This is a genomic window from Microcystis sp. T1-4, assembly GCF_000297435.1.
Classification (GTDB): domain Bacteria; phylum Cyanobacteriota; class Cyanobacteriia; order Cyanobacteriales; family Microcystaceae; genus Microcystis.
The window spans coordinates 1-15934 of record NZ_CAIP01000009.1; the positions used below are offsets into that span (position 1 = coordinate 1).

Here is a 15934-nt window from a genome sequence, read left to right on the forward strand (position 1 = left end):
CATAATTCATAATTCATAATTCATAATTTCTCATAGCTGTTATAATTAGATAAATGTCCCAGCCAGGGTAAAAACTATGACGACTCTCGACATTTCAGCAGAAGTTACCTGTCCCCCCACCGATTTATGGAGTGATGAACCACCCTTGGAAAGTGATTTACACCTGCAACAGATCATAATTCTCCTCAATTGTCTAGAATTATTATGGCAAGAGAAAAACGATTACTACGCTTCCGGTAATCTGACTATCCACTATAACGAAGAACAACTGAAAAAGCGTGATTTCTGTGGTCCTGATTTTTTTGTGGTTTTAGATACAGAAAAACGTCCCCGCAAAAGTTGGGTGGTTTGGGGAGAACAGGGTAAATATCCCAATGTGATCGTGGAGATTATTTCCGATTCTACGGCCAATATTGACCGCACTAAAAAGAAAATTCTCTACCAAAATACTTTTCGCACTCCTAATTATTTTTGGTTCGATCCTAATACCTTAGAATTCCAAGGATTTACGATACTTGAGGGACAATATCAAGCTATTTCTCCCAATGACCGGGGTTATCTATGGAGTGAACAGTTAGGATTATATTTAGGCATATTTGACCGTAAACTGCGTTATTTTACCGCCGATGGTCAATTGGTTCCCACTCCCCAAGAAGCTGAATTACAGCAAAGACAAGCAAAGGAACAGATTCTTTTAGAAAAGGAACAGATTCTTTTAGAAAAGGAACAGATTCTTTTAGAAAAGGAACAGGAACGACAGGCAAAAGAACAGGCTCTTTTAGAAAAAGAACAAGAACGACAAGCCAAGGAAAGATTAGCGGCAAAATTACGAGAATTAGGCATCAACCCCCAGACAATTTAGCCAGTTAAAATCTGCAAACGGCCATCAATAAACCCTAGGGTAAGCGCATCTAAAAATGTAGCGAATTATACAGACATTTAAGACAAGTAATAATAGCAAATCCGTTGAGTATAGGCTACTTAGGAGGATAGGCAAAAGGCACTCATGCAAAAGGGAATAAATAATCAGTTTTTAATAACCAGATTTAGTATAAGGTGTGGGCAAGAGGCATGACAATTTGTCAGCTTTCCTTCCCTGGAGAGGACTTTTAGAGAATGATAGTTGTTGTCCCACTGATTCGCGATCCTCTCATATTCCAAGGATTTGCTCCCACCCACGAAATTCAGTTTTACCTGAGCAGTTTACCTGACTATAGTCCCAGAATTGCCCTGGCTATTCGCCTGCACTGGGGTGTTGAAAATTCCTGACATTGGACGCTCAATGTCACTTTTGGGGAAGATGCTTGTCGTGTCCGCTCTCGGCAGGTCCCAGACAATCTGGGACTGGTGCGGCGTTTTGCTGTCAATACCCTCAACCGAGAATCTACCTTCAAGCGCAGCCTCAGGCAGAAGTCAAAGCGGGCAGCGATGGATAATGATACTAAATCTGGTTATTAAAAACTGATTATTTATTCCCCTTTGCATGAGTGCCTCTCCGCATAACTAGCCTGTACTCAACGGATTTAGTATGATTATATGCTTACCCTGCTGGTGGCTGGCTTACCTGCTTGCACTCAAGAGCTACAATCTAGCTGTCAATAGGTTTTGAGATGCGCTGACCCTGCTTATCACCCTATCACCCTATCTCCTGTCCCCTGTCTCCTGACAGTTTTTAAATATTTTTCCACATCAGCAAAGAGCGAGTTTGAAAGCCGAGATTTTGGTAGAGATTGAGAGCATTGTCGTTATTGATGAAAACTTGTAAACCGATGTGGGTTTGTCCGCGACTTTTTGCCCAATCCTTAGCTTCATCGATTAGTGCGCTGGCGATACCTTGGCGACGATGCTGGGGATCGACGTAAATTAGGAAAATATGACCATAGCGATCGCCTGTCACCTGATCGACGGCGCTCCCCATCCAGAGACAAGCGATCGCCGTTTGTTGTGCTTCGACGATCCACAGGGGAGTATCGAGGCCAAAAAACTGTCTGACTGTATCAGCTAGATGGGAGAGGTTTTTTTGTTCGGGAAAAAATTCTTCATAGGTTCGGGTCAGAAAATTAATGAGTAGATAGCGATCGCCCGCTTTTCCCAGTCGCAGCCGATAATTTTCGGGAAGGTTAGCCATGCCAAGGATAAGAGAAAATTATGCCCAGGGATGGCTCGATCGGAGCGGGTGCCGCTAAATCTGCCGGTAAAAAAATCCGGATGCCAGTAGCAGCCAGAGCCACTAAAAACACTAAGATAGTCAGGAGCGGGGCGATATATTGCCGGAAAAAAGCCATAATTATTTGATCTCTAAACTGCTGTTCTTTCTATTTTAGGGATTGCGGAGATATCAGCAATTTTTTTTCCTAAAAATTCGTCTAAAAAAAAGTGACCGGCATACCGATCACCAAAAACCGACAACTAGACTATGACTAAACACCGATTAAATCTAACGAAGGTGCAAATAGGCCGCCTCCGCCTCCAATTGACGCACTAGAGCCTCATTTCCCTGCGCTCTAGCTACTTCCAGTCGGTGTTGTAAATTTCTGCGGAGTGTTTCTCTATGAGCGACGGTGGCCTGTGTTAGGACTTGCTGACGATTTTTGTTCATGATGGACAGACTTTTGAGCGACTTCACTTACCTTATATCTAAATCATAACATTCTCCTTGGTAAACTGTATCTTTAGTTACTGAATTTAGCGTTAAGATTTATTAACAGTGTTGGCCACCCTAGGGACAAGTCGATGACGGAAAAGGCAATAATAACCCTTACTAGCGATTTTGGACTACAGGACGGTTATGTGGGGATTATCAAGGGAGTAATCGCAGGAATTGCCCCCCATGCTCGCACGATCAACCTGAATCATCAAATTTCGCCCCAAGACCTTTACGCTGGTCGTTTTATTCTCCTGAATGCCTATCAATATTTTCCCCAAGGCACTATTCATCTGGCAGTTATAGATCCGGGGGTAGGAAGCAAAAGACGCGGGGTAGGGATTCGTTTTGCCGGTGGTTATTTAGTCGGGCCAGATAATGGTTTATTTAGTGGCATTTTAAGCCAATCTCCCGCTATATCTGCCGTTAATCTCAATAATTCTTCCTATTGGCGCACCCCTAACCCTAGCACTACTTTTCACGGTCGTGATATTTTTGCTGCTGTGGCCGCTTATTTAGCCCGGGGAGTACCCCTAGAAATGTTAGGTGAGATTATTGATCCCGATAGCTTGCAACAATTAGCGATCGCTGTTCCGCAAATCGAGGAAGATAAAATTAGGGGTCAAATTCAATATATTGACATTTTCGGCAATTTAATCAGCAATATTGCCGATTATCTCCTAGAAGGAAAAAATTGGTCGGTGCAGTTAGGACCAAACATTATCCCCGCAAAAAACACCTACAGTGATGTTGCTTCGGGGGAAATAGTCGCTTTTATCGGTAGTCACGGGGGGTTAGAAATTGCCGTCAATAGTGGCAGCGCTCAAAAGCAATTACACCTAAATATTGGCGATGCGATCGAGGTTAGAATAGATAGGAGTCAGTGATCAAAACTGATAACTGATAACTGATAACTGATAACTGATAACTGATAGAGCCTTTTAATCAATTATCATACTAATATCTAACCAAGTAGAACGGGTAATCGGGGCGCTAGTAGAAATATAATCTACTCCTGTTTCGGCAACGTTGCGAATGCGATCAAGGGTAATATTTCCCGATGCTTCTATTTTGGTTTTACTATTAAACTTGCGGATCATCTCCACAGCAGTTTGCATCATTTCTAAATCCATATTATCTAACATAATGATCTCTACCTCCTGCTGCAGGGCCTGATTCACTTCTTCTAATTGGCTGGTTTCTACCTCAATTGTGAGAGGATAGGGCATATTTTGCCGTACACGACGCACTGCTTCCTCGATGCTGCCGGCTGCTTGAATATGATTATCTTTAATCATAATTGCATCATCTAACCCCAAACGATGGTTGATTGCGCCACCGATACTGGAGGCATATTTTTCTAAAATTCGCAATCCGGGAGTAGTTTTGCGAGTATCCACCAATCTTGTCGATAAATCGGCAATTTTCTCCACATACTGACGAGTGGCAGTAGCAATCCCACTCAAGCGCATGGCAAGATTTAAAGCGACTCTTTCCCCGATTAACAGCGCATCGAAAGAACCTTCTATCTCGGCAATAACCTTAGACTTAGGGCAGAATTCCCCCTCGGCAACGGTGGGGGTAAAATGAATAGTGGGGTTAAGCAGTTGAAAAACGCGTTCAGCTACGGGTAAACCGGCAATAACACCCGCTTCCTTGGCAATCCAAGTGGCTTGACCGATTTTAGCATGACCGAAGAAAATTGCTTGGGTGGTGCGATCGCCTCTACCGAGATCTTCTCGTAACCAGTTTTCTAACAAGGGATCAAGGACTAATAGGGGCGGTAACATAGGATTTATCGAAACAATCGGGACGTATTTATTTTAAGTCTAGGAAGGTTTGACCTTTTTGTAAACTTTTTTTAATCGAAACTTATCCCTTCATAGATTAACTCGATCGCACAGTGAAAATCGAGACTAGATAGAATAATTTCTTCCCCTTGACTATAAGCGCAGTAAAACCAAATTTTACCTTCACCGCGGCGATAAACCTCAACAATGATCGATTCGACATCGACTAAAACGTATTCTTGTACACTGGCAATCTGACGATAATATTGTAACTTTTTAGTGCGGTCATAGTTTCCTGTGCTAGGGGAAAGCACTTCAATAATCACTTGTGGATGTTGAATAAAATGACGAGATTCTCTATCCCTAGAATCGCAACTAATCACCAAATCGGGATAAAAATAACGACCATTATTATCTTGTACCTTCGCATCAGATACATTCACCCGACAGCCTCGCGGACGGAGATGAGAATATAAAGTTCTGTAAAAATTCAAGGTAATATCATTATGAGCCAGACTACCCCCAGTCATGGCGACAATTTCCCCATCAATGTATTCATGGCGCAATTCCTGTGTAGCCTCCCATCCTAGATACTCTTCCGTGGTCATTCTTTCTGGGTATTGAGGTTGAGAGATCATTTTTCTTTTTCCTTGTCAACTAAATACAGTGTTTATCATAAAGATGAAGTGTAACCTAATTTTGTATCGACTCCTAACGACCGAACACTGGTTCCCCAAAACGAAAACTTTGTATCTCGCCACTAAGACGACTGCTATAAGCGGCGACTGATTACCCTAATGATAAGATGGAGAGAGAAAGCATTATTGTCGCAGGTCGCTAAGATGACGAAAACAGTTGCCCATATCATGACTCCCAATCCCATCACCGTCACCGCTAACACTTCTCTATCCGAAGCAGTGAAGATTTTGGCCGAAAAGCGCTTTAGTGGTTTACCCGTGGTAGATGACAATATGCGACTGATTGGGGTTATCTCCGAAACTGACCTTATGTGGCAGGAAACGGGAGTAGAAGCTCCTCCTTACATTATGCTCCTCGATAGCGTCATCTATCTACAAAATCCTAGCCGTCACGAGAAATTACTCCATAAAGCTCTCGGTCAAACCGTGGGGGAAGTAATGACCGATAAACCTATTAGTATCACAGCTGATCGCCCTTTGAAAGAAGCGGCCTCGTTAATGTATGATCGTCATGTGCGTCGTTTACCGGTGATTGAGGAAGAAACCCACAAAGTAATCGGTATTATCACCCGCGGCGATATCATTCGCGATATGGCAAAATCGGAAGCATAATTGCTTTTTTAGGGCAACAATTAACTAACAGGTCTTGGACAAATGAATCAATCTCAGGAAACGGTTACTTATTCCCTAGAAACTATCTTGCTGCGGATTGAGGGAAAAATCGATTTTTTACAAAAAGATGTGACGGATTTAAACGTAGGACAAGCAGTGTTAACGGGAAAAGTTGAGGGAATAGAAAATCGACTAAACTCATTAGAAGGAAACCAAAAATATCAGGTTTGGGCATTAATTGTCCCCCTAGCTGCAGCAATTGTGAAAACTTTTTTTCTGAGCGCTAATCTCTAAATTCTTATTTCCCTTGCAATTTCTCTAAAAACCCTCAGGATGAAGCGCCGTCAATTTCTCACTAATTCCGCCCTAACTGCTGTTAGTTTTTCCCTAATTCCTAGAAAAATTGTTAGCACTAATTTTCCTCTGATTAAACCGCCAAATCTACAACCAGGGGACGGAGTGGGTATTATTAGTCCGGCGGGGGCAACTTTTAAAGAAGATGATTTGAACATAGTTATCGAAGCAGTTAAATCCCTAAAATTAGTCCCACAAGTTGGTGAATACGCTTTAGATCGTTATGGTTATTTAGCTGGTAAAGATAGGGAGCGAGCGTCGGATATAAATAAATTTTTTGCCGATGATAATATTGCCCTAATTTTACCAATTCGTGGCGGTTGGGGCAGCGCTCGTTTATTACCTTATCTCGACTACGATTTAATTCGTCGTCATCCTAAAATCATCTGTGGTTTCAGTGATATAACCTCTTTATTATTGGCTATTTATGCCAAAACTGGTTTAGTTACTTTCCATGCTCCCAATGGCTTTTCTAGTTGGCGCACTGCTCAAACTGAAAGCTTTCGACAAGTGTTATTTTCTGGGGAAAAGTTGACTTTTAGAAATCTTCCTGATCCCGATGATGCTAATCGTTTAATGCAGGTAAAAAATCGAATTCAAACCATTACTAAAGGTCAAGCAAAAGGTAAATTAATCGGTGGTAATTTAACCACTTTAGCCTCGATCGCAGGTTCTTCCTATCTACCAGATTTTACCGGAGCTATCCTATTTGTAGAAGATATTGGTGAAGATGTTTATGAAATAGATCGCCTGTTAAATCAATTAAAATTAGCGGGAATTTTCGATAATTTAGCGGGGTTTATCTTCGGTCAATGTAGCAATTGTAGCGCCGATAGTAACTATGGTTCCCTGACTTTAGAAGAAGTGATCCGAGAATATATTCAACCCTTAAAAATTCCCGCTTGTTTAGGTTTAATGATCGGACATTTGGAGATTATCGAGACTCTGGCTATTGGTATTGCAGTAGAATTTGATGCTAATCAGGGAACAATTACTATGTTAGAATCGGCGGTTAGTAAGTAGGTGTTAAAGCCTCAAAAACTGTTCTGGCGTTCCCACTCCAAGACTTTTTCAGCAGCTCCTATATTAATTTTTGGGGTACTGATAAGTAGTTGGACAAAAGTAAAGTTAACTGTGGGGTAAGGAGTCAGTGCCGATGAAAAAATTTTCACCCCCACAGATGAAAGAGGTTTCTTTCCCCACACCCCACACCCCAGATCCCAGACCCTACACCCACTTTCCAGTCAGAGGAATGTAGCGAAATATACGGAGCGATCGAGCCAATTTGTAATATATGTGGCCTATAGAATAGGATGATGCGAGCCTAGTCCATACTTGCATCGGGAGGGAACCGTGACGACTTTTCTGGCTTCGCTCAATTTACCGCTTTCGAGTTATCCCGCTGCTAATCTTCAGACCGGGGAATGGACGTTTCCCACACTCTACTCGACTCTGGCTCCCGCTGCCCTAGCAGATTTAGTTTTTTCTCGTTACGAGATTGAAGTGCCGAAAAATTGTCAATTTTGGCATCGGGGTTTAAGTGATGTGTATCTCCTCGAAACCTTGACTACTCCCTACATTTTGCGCGTGTCTCACTGCCATTGGCGCAGCAAAATGGAAATCGACTTCGAGTTAGAATTATTAGATTATCTTGATCGCTCTCAGGTTCCCGTCGCCGCGCCAATTCGCACCAAAAACGGTGATTTATCCGTAGAAATTAAGGCTCCGGAAGGAAAACGTTACGCCGTCCTTTTTCCCTATGCTCCTGGAGGAATTGCCATTGGCGACATAGATATAGAACAAGCCTATCATTTAGGGGCGATCGTGGCTAATTTACATCGGGTGACAGCAGATTTTCAAACCCTAGCCTATCGTCATCCCCTCAACCTCAAATATCTTCTCGAGGATTCCCTGCAAATTATCGCACCTTTTCTGCACCAACGACCGAGCGACCTAGAGTGTGTCTTAGAAACCATTGGGGAAATAGAGGAAGAAACCGCTAAATTACCGACCGAATCTCCCTATTGGAGCATTTGTTGGGGCGATCCCCATAGTGGTAATGTACACATCACCCCTGATAATCAGATGACCCTATTTGATTTCGATCAGTGCGGTTATGGTTGGCGAGTTTTCGATATCGCTAAATTTCTGCAAGTTTCCCTACAATCTGGTTTAAATCGCCGGGTTCGCCATGGTTTTATTCAAGGTTACGATGAAACAGTACCTTTAACCGATGGTGAATTATCTTGTCTTCAGTATCTCACCCAAGCGGCCTATATTTGGTCTTGGTCAATTAGCTTAAATAATCTGCGTTTAACCGATTATAGTCGTCTCTGTGCCAATTATTTTAGTAGCCGTTTGGCCATTCTCAAGCGTTTAAGAACCCAAGAATGGGAATTATTCTAAGCAGCCTTAATCTTGTCGGTGACAGCAGCCTCAACTAACGAAGATAAACTTTCTTGCTGGTCAATCGCCAAACCGGGGATCGATCCCTGTATGCTGGTAAGTATAGATAATCACTAGGTAAAGATTTTCTTCTTCATCTGCCAAAAGTGAAGCGAGCTTTACCGCTTTTGAATACTCCCTGACAGCCTCACAGACAGATGGTATTATGTCTAGAAGAAAGAAGAAGTTTCCCTGTGGTCATAAGGGTTATGGCCAAGTCTGCCATCATTGCGCTCAACTAGATGCCGCTTGGGAAGAAAGAAAACGCCAAAAAAATGCCTGGGAAGCCACTTTTTCCCAGGATCCAATCGATTTGCGGGAATTGCCGAAAAATGTGGTAATTAAAGCCAGGGAAATCCTGCAAGGATTGCAAAATCACCGCAATTATCGAGATTTCCATGGTAAACGATTGCGACACGATCGCTTTATTATCAGTATCCCCGTTACCCGCAATTATCGCCTCATCTGTCGCGACCACGGCAATCTTCTCGTCCCGGAAGCGGTGATCTCTCACGAGGATTATAATGTCTGTAAACCGGGTAGGTGAAGCTAATCTTTAGTTTGTCTCAGAAGATTTATCGCTGTTTATGTCTCCCGAAAATCCGGCAGCCAATTTTCATCGAGAATCTCCTCTAGACTAGCTAACAATTCCCCGGGGAAAATACTGGCATCTAATTGGGTTTCGTCAATAAGCAGATGGCGAGCATCGAGATAACATTCTTGCAAAATTTCCCTTAAATAGGACTTTAAACTGGGACTATCTTCTAAAAGATCGGCAATTTGTAGGCGAAAATTTCTGATTTCTTTTTTCCATGCTGCTTGATTGTAATCTCGTTGCGATTGCCAGTAAGTTAACTTTAGTAAATGCTCTAAAAGTCGAGTTAAGAGACTCTTAAGCACTCGTCGATTATTTTTACCCAAATCTGCTAACTCCTCTAATAAATTCGGCCAATCTACTGCTTGAAAATCCCCCCGACGTAATTGGTTGATAGTGGACTCTAACCAAAGTTGATAATCGCTATCGTAGAGATTGGAAATGGTAATATTCATCATTTTTTACTCCTTAATTTCACTGTTCAGAATTATTGCTGATAGCTTCCCAATCCGGCAACCAATTTTGATCGAGAATCTCCTCTAGACTAGCTAACACTTCCCCAGGGAAAATACTGGCATCTAATTCGGTTATATCAATAATTATCTCCCGAGCATCGCTGTAACATTCCTCAAGTATCTCGGATAAATAGGGTTTGAGACTGGGACTATCTCTCAGTATTTTCTTGATTTGTTTCCGAAAGGTTCTAATTTCCCCTTTCCATGCTGCTTGATTATAATCTCGTTGGGATTGCCAGTAAGTTAACTTCAGTAAATGTTCTAAAAGTCGAGTTAATAAACTTTCTAATGCTCGTCGATTATTTTTACCCAAATCTGCTAACTCCTCTAATAAATTCGGCCAATCTACCGCTTGAAAATCCCCCCGACGCAATTGGTTGATAGTGGACTCTAACCAAAGTTGATAATCGCTATTGTAGAGATTTTGGATGGTAATATTCATGATTTTTTACTCCTTAATTTCACTGTTCAGAATTATTGCTGATAGCTTCCCAATTAGGCAACCAATTTTCATCGAGAATCTCCTCTAGACTAGCTAACACTTCCCCGGGGAAAATACTAGCATCTAATTGGGTTTCGTCAATAAGCAGATTGCGAGCATCGAGATAACATTCCTGCAAAATTTCCCTTAAATAGGACTTTAAACTGGGACTATCTTTGAGAATTTTTTTGATCTGAATCCGAAAATTGCGAATTTCTTTTTTCCATCCAGCTTGATTATAATCTCGTTGGGATTGCCAGTAAGTTAACTTCAGTAAATGTTCTAAAAGTCGAGTTAATAAACTTTCTAATGCTCGTCGTTCACTTTTTCCCAAATCCGCTAACTCCTCTAATAAATTCGGCCAATCTACCGCTTGAAAATCCCCCTGACGTAATTGGTTGATAGTATTTTCTAGCCAAAGCTGATAATCGCTATCGTAGAGATTTGGGATGGTAACTTTGATCATTTTTGAAATGGGAAAAAATCAGGAGTTAAGCTGCAGGTAAGTAGTCGTGCAAAATTAATTTCCTAGTCGAGACAGGAGACGGGGACTCCGGGACAGCTATCAGGGATCAGATTTGAATTTTTAGTTTACTGTTTACTGGTCACAGCAAAAAGCTTTTCGCTGACGGGTGACGGCTTGGATGTGTAATTAATTTTGCTTAGGTACTTATCTAAACTATAGAAGAAATTTGGGGCTAATCAATTAGCTAGTTTTGCCAGTTTAGCCGAATTATCCTCTCAATCACATCTAACTGCGAAAAAACCGCCAAAAAGAGTGATAATAAACCTAGCTACTCCCAGAGTAACAAGGAAAGCCCGATGGTGAAAACAGTAATAGGTGTCGATTTAGGTGGAACTGCGATTAAAATTGGTAAATTTGACCAAGAGGGCAATTGTCTCGAATCTCTCACCTTGCCCACTCCCCAACCCGCTACACCCAAAGAAGTTGCCCATACCATACATCAAGGCATTTGTCAAGTAAATTTAGATAAAAGTTGTCAAGCCATCGGTGTGGGAACGCCGGGGCCGGCGGATGCTCAGGGAAGAATTGCCAAAATAGCGATTAATTTGGCAGGATGGCGGGATATTCCCCTCGCCGATTGGTTAGAAGAAAGCACGGGAATGCCGACAATTTTAGCCAACGATGCCAATTGTGCCGGTTTAGGGGAAGCTTGGTTAGGAGCGGGCAAACGCTTTCAAAACCTCATCCTGTTGACCTTGGGGACGGGAGTAGGAGGGGCAATTATCCTCGATGGTAACTTATTTGTGGGCAGCAAGGGAACAGCCGCAGAATTAGGCTTAATAACCCTCAATTTTGACGGTCCATTGTGCAATAGCGGGAATCAGGGTTCCTTGGAACAATACGTCTCCCGGCAAGCTATTCGCCGGATGACCGGCAAAGAACCGAAGCAATTGGCAGAATTGGCCGAAAAAGGCGATCAAGAGGCTTTAAAATTCTGGCAGCGTTACGGTTGTTTACTGGGGGCTGGTATTGCCAGTTTACTCTATGTTCTCACCCCAGAGGCGGTAATTATCGGCGGCGGCATTAGCGCCAGTGCTAAGTTTTTCTTTCCCTCTCTGCTCACAGAAATCGAAAGACGGGTTTTACCTAGTTCCAGAGAAGGATTAGAGGTATTAACGGCCGAGTTAGGTAATCGCGCCGGCATGGTGGGGGCTGCTAAATTAGCTTGGCAATTAGTGGACTGCCGCGGGGAGTCTATTATGGGGGGGGACTGACTTAATCGTGAATAATTAAATGGCGATCGCAATCGCTGCTCACCGCTCCCTGACGCTGAAATTCCCCTAATAAACGGGTTATCGTTACCCTGGTGGTACCGATAGCATTGGCGAGATTTTGATGGGTTAAACGGATCTTTAAACGACTGCCTTGGGCGATTGGTTCTCCCATTTCCCGCTTTAATAACTGTAGTAACTGCTGGAGACGTTCCTCCACTCGTTTGATTCCAGCGATCGCCAGTAGCGATTCCGTTTGTTGTTGACGACGGATCATTTGATTTAACATCATCCTAGTTAATTCCACCGAGTTTTCCACTTCGGCGATCGTGTACCATTTTAGGTACAGTTCCGACAAGGCCCTGGCGTGATAGGATTCCAGATGGGTCAAATTTAAGCCAAAAAAGTGGGATGAATGGGCCCAGCCTAGTAAAATTTCCTCTCCACTCTCAGATACTTGACTTAGTTGCGCCATACCCCGATAAACTTGCCAGACTCCATCAACCACCAGAGGAATATTTTCCCCGCGATCATAAAAATGCAGCCGACGACTCTCGCTATAGTCTTCTCGGAAGGGTGAGACATTGGGATTATAGGTCAGCAACATGATCGAAGTTCTCCTGGGTGAAGGAATAGCAATTTTAACCCCACTTTACTGTATCAAGGTAAACATTAGGTAATCCCCAGATTAACAGTTATCAGTTATCAGTTATCAGTTATCAGTGGGTAAGTCATCAGTTGGCTCTCCCAGCTTTGGTGGGTAAAATGTATTCTAAGATACATTTCTCAAGAGCGAGGGGGTGGAACGAACCACAAAGACACAAAGGACACAAAGATCGATCGATCCTATGTCAATTAAACTTATCACACAGAACCTAGAAGAGCCATCAGTTTTCAGATGTGATACTAAATCTGGTTATTAAAAACTGATTATCTATTGCTCCTATTGCCTATTGCCTATTGCCTATTGCCTGTCCTCATAAGTAGCCTATACTCAACGGATTTAGTATGAGTTATCAGTTCACTGATTACTGATTACTGTTCACTGTTCACTGAAATAACTTCCCCATTTCCCTCTCCCGCAGCTGAAAAACCTCAAGATTATTAATTTAAAGCATCTTTAAGAGCCGTGCGAGCGGCCAGATGATTGCGAGTCGAGGTGAGAATTTCCGATTCTCGTTGCAGACGACTAACTGTATCGAGCATTTCCAATAAAGCCTGTTGTTCCCCGGCCACACCGTAGAGATTACCCGCCACCCAGTAGGATAATTCCAGGGGAAGACTAGGCAAATCGTCGGGGAGTTCAATTTTTTGAGCGGTTAATTTGGCTGAGAGATGAACCACATCCCGCAGCAGTCGATCCACTTCTTTGGCCAGAGGTCGCAGATCTTGGGTGGTGGGGACATCTTCAATCCACTCCACTAAACCGACACGATAGGGTTTTTCCCGGACGTATTCTAGGACACGGAAGCGCTGTTGACCGATGGTGAGAATTTTTAACCGGTCGTCCGGGAGACGTTGACAACGGACAACTTCGGCACAACTGCCGACTTTAGCGATTTCTCCCGTGGCCGGATCTACCATTAAGACCCCAAAACGGCGATCTTCTTCCAATATCGTATTCATCATAATCCGATAGCGAAACTCGAAGATGTGCAGGGGCAGGGGACGACCCGGGAATAAAACAACTTCGGGTAGGGGAAAGAGGGGTAATTCTCTAACGGCAATGGAAGAAGTGGCCATAGGTTTAGTAAAAAAAAACCGATCTTTTCTTATTTTTACACAATACCCCCTGAACCGCTAGGCAAGGGCAAGAGACTCCGAGCCAGTATTGAGGGGTCGGGAGATTGCCTTTATTTAGGGTTTATCGATTTTCAGGTGGTCAACTACCTAATTTTCAGGGAAAAAGTCCCTGAATTTTCCCCTCGATCCCCGCAATGGCTGGCACTTTTTGAGGAGAAAAAAGTCTAAAAGTCTTATCCAACAAGGTTTTTAGATTTATTCAGCCAACCTTTATTTATTCTCCCTTCTCCCTTCTCCCCCACTTCCCCACTTCCTAATTCGGGTTGGCTGAATAATAAATGTGAAATATAGACGAGGTAAGGGGTTTGGGGTCTTGTTTGGCGAAGCAGCTACAATATTTTCAAGCTAGTGGCTCAAAAACCCTGCATTTTGACCAGCGGTCGCCCCTACTTTTTCAGCCAACCCTAATTGATAATTCATAATTCATAATTCCCACACCCCCCCTCAATGCACTTACTGCATGATATAAATGCCTAAACACGATGGTGAGCGGATTTCTGTTACAAACAATACAAAATTATCCAACTTAAAACGAATTAAATAACAAATAGAGACTAGGTAAATTACTAAATTTTTGCTAATGACGACGGTATTTTAAAGAATACTTATTGTTAAATCCCGATTTCTTCATTTCTAACCCGCACCAACTAGAACAATTGCACCTACAGATCAGTAAGGAGATAGATTCGTGGTACAAGCACCTGAAAAAGATGGAACAACTCTCAATAAATTCGAGAAATTTAAAGCCGAAAAAGACGGATTAGCCATCAAAGATGAACTAGATCATTTTGCCCAAATCGGTTGGGAAGCGATGGATAAAACCGATTTAGAACATCGCTTAAAATGGGTGGGGGTGTTTTATCGTCCCGTCACCCCGGGCAAATTCATGATGCGTTTACGGATTCCTAACGGCATTCTTAGCAGTGAGCAAATGCGCGTTTTAGGGGAAATCGTGCAGCGTTACGGTGATGATGGCAATGCCGATATTACTACTCGTCAAAACCTACAATTACGCGGTATTCGCATCGAAGATATTCCCGATATTTTCCAACGACTAAAATCCGTGGGTATGACTTCGGTACAATCGGGTATGGATAATGTCAGAAATATTACCGGTTCACCCATGGCGGGACTAGACGCAGATGAATTAATTGACACCAGGGAATTAGTCCAAAAAGTCCAAGATATGATTACCAACTACGGTCAAGGTAATTATCAATTTACCAATCTGCCCCGCAAATTTAATATTGCCATCGAGGGGGGCCGGGATAACTCGGTTCATGCGGAAATTAACGATATTGCCTTTGTTCCTGCCTATAAAGAGGGAGAATTAGGCTTTAATGTTGTGGTAGGTGGCTTTTTCTCGGCTAAACGCTGTGAAGCGGCAATTCCTATGAATGTTTGGGTGAGACCGAATCAGGAGGTGGTGGATTTATGCCGAGGAATTTTGGAAGTTTACCGCGATAACGGATTACGCGCCAATCGTCAAAAATCCCGTTTAATGTGGTTAATTGATGAGTGGGGAATCGAGGAATTCCGCACGCGGGTGGCTAATCACTTAGGTTATCCCTTGGCAACGGCAGCGGAAAAAGACGCAATCGACTGGGAAAAACGGGATCATTTAGGAGTTTTTCCGCAAAAACAGGAGGGATTGAGCTATATCGGTCTTTGTGTTCCCGTTGGTCGTCTATTTGCCGATGATATGTTCGATTTGGCCCGGATTGCTGAAGTGTATGGCAGCGGAGAATTGCGTTTAACCGTGGAACAAAACGTGATTATTCCCAATATAGCGGCTGAAAATATGCCAACTCTTTTAACCGAGCCTTTACTGGCTAAGTTTACCCCCAATCCTACTCCTTTGCAACGAGCGCTCGTTTCTTGTACGGGGGCTCAATTCTGCAATTTTGCCCTGATTGAAACCAAAAACAGGGCTGTGGACTTAATTAGTCAGTTAGATGCTGAATTAAATATCCCCCAGGGTGTGCGGATTCACTGGACCGGTTGCCCTAACTCCTGCGGACAACCCCAAGTGGCCGATATCGGTTTGATGGGGACAAAAGCACGCAAAGACGGCAAAACCGTGGAGGGAGTTGACCTCTACATGGGGGGTAAAGTGGGTAAAGATGCCCACCTGGGAAGTTGTGTACAAAAAGGGATTCCCTGTGAGGATCTAAAATCGCTGTTAACTTCTATCCTCATCGAACAATTTGGCGCAACACCGAAAGGTTAATTAACAAGTTTCTCGATACGAATGGGGGGT

The 15934-nt window shown here is 43.0% G+C and carries 20 protein-coding genes; 10 read left to right on the top strand and 10 right to left on the bottom strand.

Going from position 1 to position 15934, the window contains the following annotated elements:
• The first annotated feature begins 76 nt into the window (after window positions 1-76).
• The gene (locus tag MICAI_RS00310) at window positions 77-862 is read left to right on the top strand and encodes a Uma2 family endonuclease (RefSeq protein WP_008196032.1); all 786 of its coding nucleotides are present in this window, start codon (window positions 77-79) and stop codon (window positions 860-862) included.
• A 254-nt stretch (window positions 863-1116) separates the two neighbouring features.
• Window positions 1117-1269, top strand: coding sequence for a hypothetical protein (locus MICAI_RS25535; protein WP_008196033.1), 153 nt, complete (start codon window positions 1117-1119; stop codon window positions 1267-1269).
• A gap of 403 nt (window positions 1270-1672) precedes the next feature.
• Here MICAI_RS25535 and MICAI_RS00315 read toward each other — a convergent pair whose 3' ends face one another.
• The 3 genes from MICAI_RS00315 to MICAI_RS26185 all read right to left on the bottom strand — a co-directional run bounded on the left by MICAI_RS00315 (window position 1673) and on the right by MICAI_RS26185 (window position 2599).
• Window positions 1673-2128: a GNAT family N-acetyltransferase gene (locus tag MICAI_RS00315; protein ID WP_008196035.1), complete on the bottom strand. Its 456-nt coding sequence runs from the start codon at window positions 2126-2128 to the stop codon at window positions 1673-1675.
• Window positions 2121-2285, bottom strand: coding sequence for a hypothetical protein (locus MICAI_RS26180; RefSeq protein ID WP_008196036.1), 165 nt, complete (start codon window positions 2283-2285; stop codon window positions 2121-2123). The genes MICAI_RS00315 and MICAI_RS26180 overlap by 8 nt, the downstream gene beginning before the upstream one ends.
• 152 nt (window positions 2286-2437) lie before the next feature.
• Complete coding sequence (locus MICAI_RS26185; RefSeq protein WP_002733724.1) at window positions 2438-2599, bottom strand: arginine synthesis PII-interacting regulator PirA; 162 nt, start codon at window positions 2597-2599, stop codon at window positions 2438-2440.
• A gap of 134 nt (window positions 2600-2733) precedes the next feature.
• Between MICAI_RS26185 and MICAI_RS00320 the strand changes: the two genes are divergently transcribed.
• Window positions 2734-3531 carry an SAM hydrolase/SAM-dependent halogenase family protein gene (locus tag MICAI_RS00320; RefSeq protein WP_008196065.1) on the top strand — a complete coding sequence of 266 codons (798 nt, stop codon included), beginning with the start codon at window positions 2734-2736 and terminating at the stop codon, window positions 3529-3531.
• A gap of 54 nt (window positions 3532-3585) precedes the next feature.
• Here MICAI_RS00320 and nadC read toward each other — a convergent pair whose 3' ends face one another.
• Window positions 3586-4434, bottom strand: a complete 849-nt coding sequence (nadC, locus tag MICAI_RS00325) for a carboxylating nicotinate-nucleotide diphosphorylase (protein WP_008196068.1) — start codon at window positions 4432-4434, stop codon at window positions 3586-3588.
• Between the two features lie 71 nt (window positions 4435-4505).
• Window positions 4506-5072, bottom strand: coding sequence for a Uma2 family endonuclease (locus MICAI_RS00330; protein ID WP_008196069.1), 567 nt, complete (start codon window positions 5070-5072; stop codon window positions 4506-4508).
• A 204-nt stretch (window positions 5073-5276) separates the two neighbouring features.
• On the opposite strand from MICAI_RS00330, the gene MICAI_RS00335 reads away from it, so the two are divergent.
• The 5 genes from MICAI_RS00335 (at window position 5277) to MICAI_RS00355 (ending at window position 9090) form a co-directional block, all read left to right on the top strand.
• Window positions 5277-5744 (top strand): CBS domain-containing protein, encoded by a 468-nt coding sequence (locus tag MICAI_RS00335; RefSeq protein WP_008196071.1) that lies wholly within the window; start codon window positions 5277-5279, stop codon window positions 5742-5744.
• A gap of 42 nt (window positions 5745-5786) precedes the next feature.
• Complete coding sequence (locus MICAI_RS00340) at window positions 5787-6038, top strand: hypothetical protein (protein WP_008196073.1); 252 nt, start codon at window positions 5787-5789, stop codon at window positions 6036-6038.
• Window positions 6039-6077: 39 nt separating this feature from the next.
• On the top strand, window positions 6078-7121 hold the full coding sequence (locus MICAI_RS00345; RefSeq protein ID WP_008196075.1) for a S66 peptidase family protein: 1044 nt from the start codon (window positions 6078-6080) through the stop codon (window positions 7119-7121).
• A 330-nt stretch (window positions 7122-7451) separates the two neighbouring features.
• Complete coding sequence (locus MICAI_RS00350; RefSeq protein ID WP_008196077.1) at window positions 7452-8504, top strand: phosphotransferase; 1053 nt, start codon at window positions 7452-7454, stop codon at window positions 8502-8504.
• A 205-nt stretch (window positions 8505-8709) separates the two neighbouring features.
• On the top strand, window positions 8710-9090 hold the full coding sequence (locus tag MICAI_RS00355; RefSeq protein ID WP_008196079.1) for a DUF7682 family zinc-binding protein: 381 nt from the start codon (window positions 8710-8712) through the stop codon (window positions 9088-9090).
• 38 nt (window positions 9091-9128) lie between these two features.
• Here MICAI_RS00355 and MICAI_RS00360 read toward each other — a convergent pair whose 3' ends face one another.
• From MICAI_RS00360 to MICAI_RS00370, 3 genes are read right to left on the bottom strand one after another with little or no spacing between them, the layout of a single operon-like run.
• Entirely contained in the window at window positions 9129-9593 is a 465-nt protein-coding gene (locus tag MICAI_RS00360) for a DUF29 domain-containing protein (protein ID WP_039899187.1), read from the bottom strand.
• Window positions 9594-9612: 19 nt separating this feature from the next.
• Window positions 9613-10095, bottom strand: coding sequence for a DUF29 domain-containing protein (locus MICAI_RS00365; RefSeq protein ID WP_008196084.1), 483 nt, complete (start codon window positions 10093-10095; stop codon window positions 9613-9615).
• Between the two features lie 19 nt (window positions 10096-10114).
• Complete coding sequence (locus MICAI_RS00370) at window positions 10115-10600, bottom strand: DUF29 domain-containing protein (protein ID WP_008196086.1); 486 nt, start codon at window positions 10598-10600, stop codon at window positions 10115-10117.
• A gap of 356 nt (window positions 10601-10956) precedes the next feature.
• On the opposite strand from MICAI_RS00370, the gene MICAI_RS00375 reads away from it, so the two are divergent.
• Window positions 10957-11874, top strand: coding sequence for an ROK family protein (locus tag MICAI_RS00375; protein ID WP_008196087.1), 918 nt, complete (start codon window positions 10957-10959; stop codon window positions 11872-11874).
• 1 nt (window position 11875) lies between these two features.
• On the opposite strand, the gene MICAI_RS00380 is transcribed toward MICAI_RS00375, so the two are convergent.
• Complete coding sequence (locus tag MICAI_RS00380; protein WP_008196089.1) at window positions 11876-12478, bottom strand: Crp/Fnr family transcriptional regulator; 603 nt, start codon at window positions 12476-12478, stop codon at window positions 11876-11878.
• Window positions 12479-12975: 497 nt separating this feature from the next.
• Window positions 12976-13614 (bottom strand): LON peptidase substrate-binding domain-containing protein, encoded by a 639-nt coding sequence (locus MICAI_RS00385; protein ID WP_002739408.1) that lies wholly within the window; start codon window positions 13612-13614, stop codon window positions 12976-12978.
• 748 nt (window positions 13615-14362) lie between these two features.
• Between MICAI_RS00385 and MICAI_RS00390 the strand changes: the two genes are divergently transcribed.
• Window positions 14363-15904: a ferredoxin--nitrite reductase gene (locus tag MICAI_RS00390; RefSeq protein WP_008196112.1), complete on the top strand. Its 1542-nt coding sequence runs from the start codon at window positions 14363-14365 to the stop codon at window positions 15902-15904.
• The last annotated feature ends 30 nt before the right edge of the window (window positions 15905-15934 follow it).

What these genes read in the sequence shown, in the direction of transcription:
- MICAI_RS00385 (WP_002739408.1), bottom strand. Translation starts at nt 13,614, where the DNA reads ATGGCCACTTCTTCCATTGCCGTTAGAGAATTACCCCTCTTTCCCCTA.
- MICAI_RS00315 (WP_008196035.1), bottom strand. Translation starts at nt 2,128, where the DNA reads ATGGCTAACCTTCCCGAAAATTATCGGCTGCGACTGGGAAAAGCGGGC.
- MICAI_RS26180 (WP_008196036.1), bottom strand. Translation starts at nt 2,285, where the DNA reads ATGGCTTTTTTCCGGCAATATATCGCCCCGCTCCTGACTATCTTAGTG.
- MICAI_RS00335 (WP_008196071.1), top strand. Translation starts at nt 5,277, where the DNA reads ATGACGAAAACAGTTGCCCATATCATGACTCCCAATCCCATCACCGTC.
- MICAI_RS00310 (WP_008196032.1), top strand. Translation starts at nt 77, where the DNA reads ATGACGACTCTCGACATTTCAGCAGAAGTTACCTGTCCCCCCACCGAT.
- MICAI_RS00320 (WP_008196065.1), top strand. Translation starts at nt 2,734, where the DNA reads ATGACGGAAAAGGCAATAATAACCCTTACTAGCGATTTTGGACTACAG.
- MICAI_RS26185 (WP_002733724.1), bottom strand. Translation starts at nt 2,599, where the DNA reads ATGAACAAAAATCGTCAGCAAGTCCTAACACAGGCCACCGTCGCTCAT.
- MICAI_RS00330 (WP_008196069.1), bottom strand. Translation starts at nt 5,072, where the DNA reads ATGATCTCTCAACCTCAATACCCAGAAAGAATGACCACGGAAGAGTAT.
- MICAI_RS00370 (WP_008196086.1), bottom strand. Translation starts at nt 10,600, where the DNA reads ATGATCAAAGTTACCATCCCAAATCTCTACGATAGCGATTATCAGCTT.
- MICAI_RS00380 (WP_008196089.1), bottom strand. Translation starts at nt 12,478, where the DNA reads ATGTTGCTGACCTATAATCCCAATGTCTCACCCTTCCGAGAAGACTAT.
- MICAI_RS25535 (WP_008196033.1), top strand. Translation starts at nt 1,117, where the DNA reads ATGATAGTTGTTGTCCCACTGATTCGCGATCCTCTCATATTCCAAGGA.
- MICAI_RS00365 (WP_008196084.1), bottom strand. Translation starts at nt 10,095, where the DNA reads ATGAATATTACCATCCAAAATCTCTACAATAGCGATTATCAACTTTGG.
- MICAI_RS00360 (WP_039899187.1), bottom strand. Translation starts at nt 9,593, where the DNA reads ATGAATATTACCATTTCCAATCTCTACGATAGCGATTATCAACTTTGG.
- MICAI_RS00375 (WP_008196087.1), top strand. Translation starts at nt 10,957, where the DNA reads ATGGTGAAAACAGTAATAGGTGTCGATTTAGGTGGAACTGCGATTAAA.
- MICAI_RS00355 (WP_008196079.1), top strand. Translation starts at nt 8,710, where the DNA reads ATGTCTAGAAGAAAGAAGAAGTTTCCCTGTGGTCATAAGGGTTATGGC.
- MICAI_RS00340 (WP_008196073.1), top strand. Translation starts at nt 5,787, where the DNA reads ATGAATCAATCTCAGGAAACGGTTACTTATTCCCTAGAAACTATCTTG.
- MICAI_RS00345 (WP_008196075.1), top strand. Translation starts at nt 6,078, where the DNA reads ATGAAGCGCCGTCAATTTCTCACTAATTCCGCCCTAACTGCTGTTAGT.
- nadC (WP_008196068.1), bottom strand. Translation starts at nt 4,434, where the DNA reads ATGTTACCGCCCCTATTAGTCCTTGATCCCTTGTTAGAAAACTGGTTA.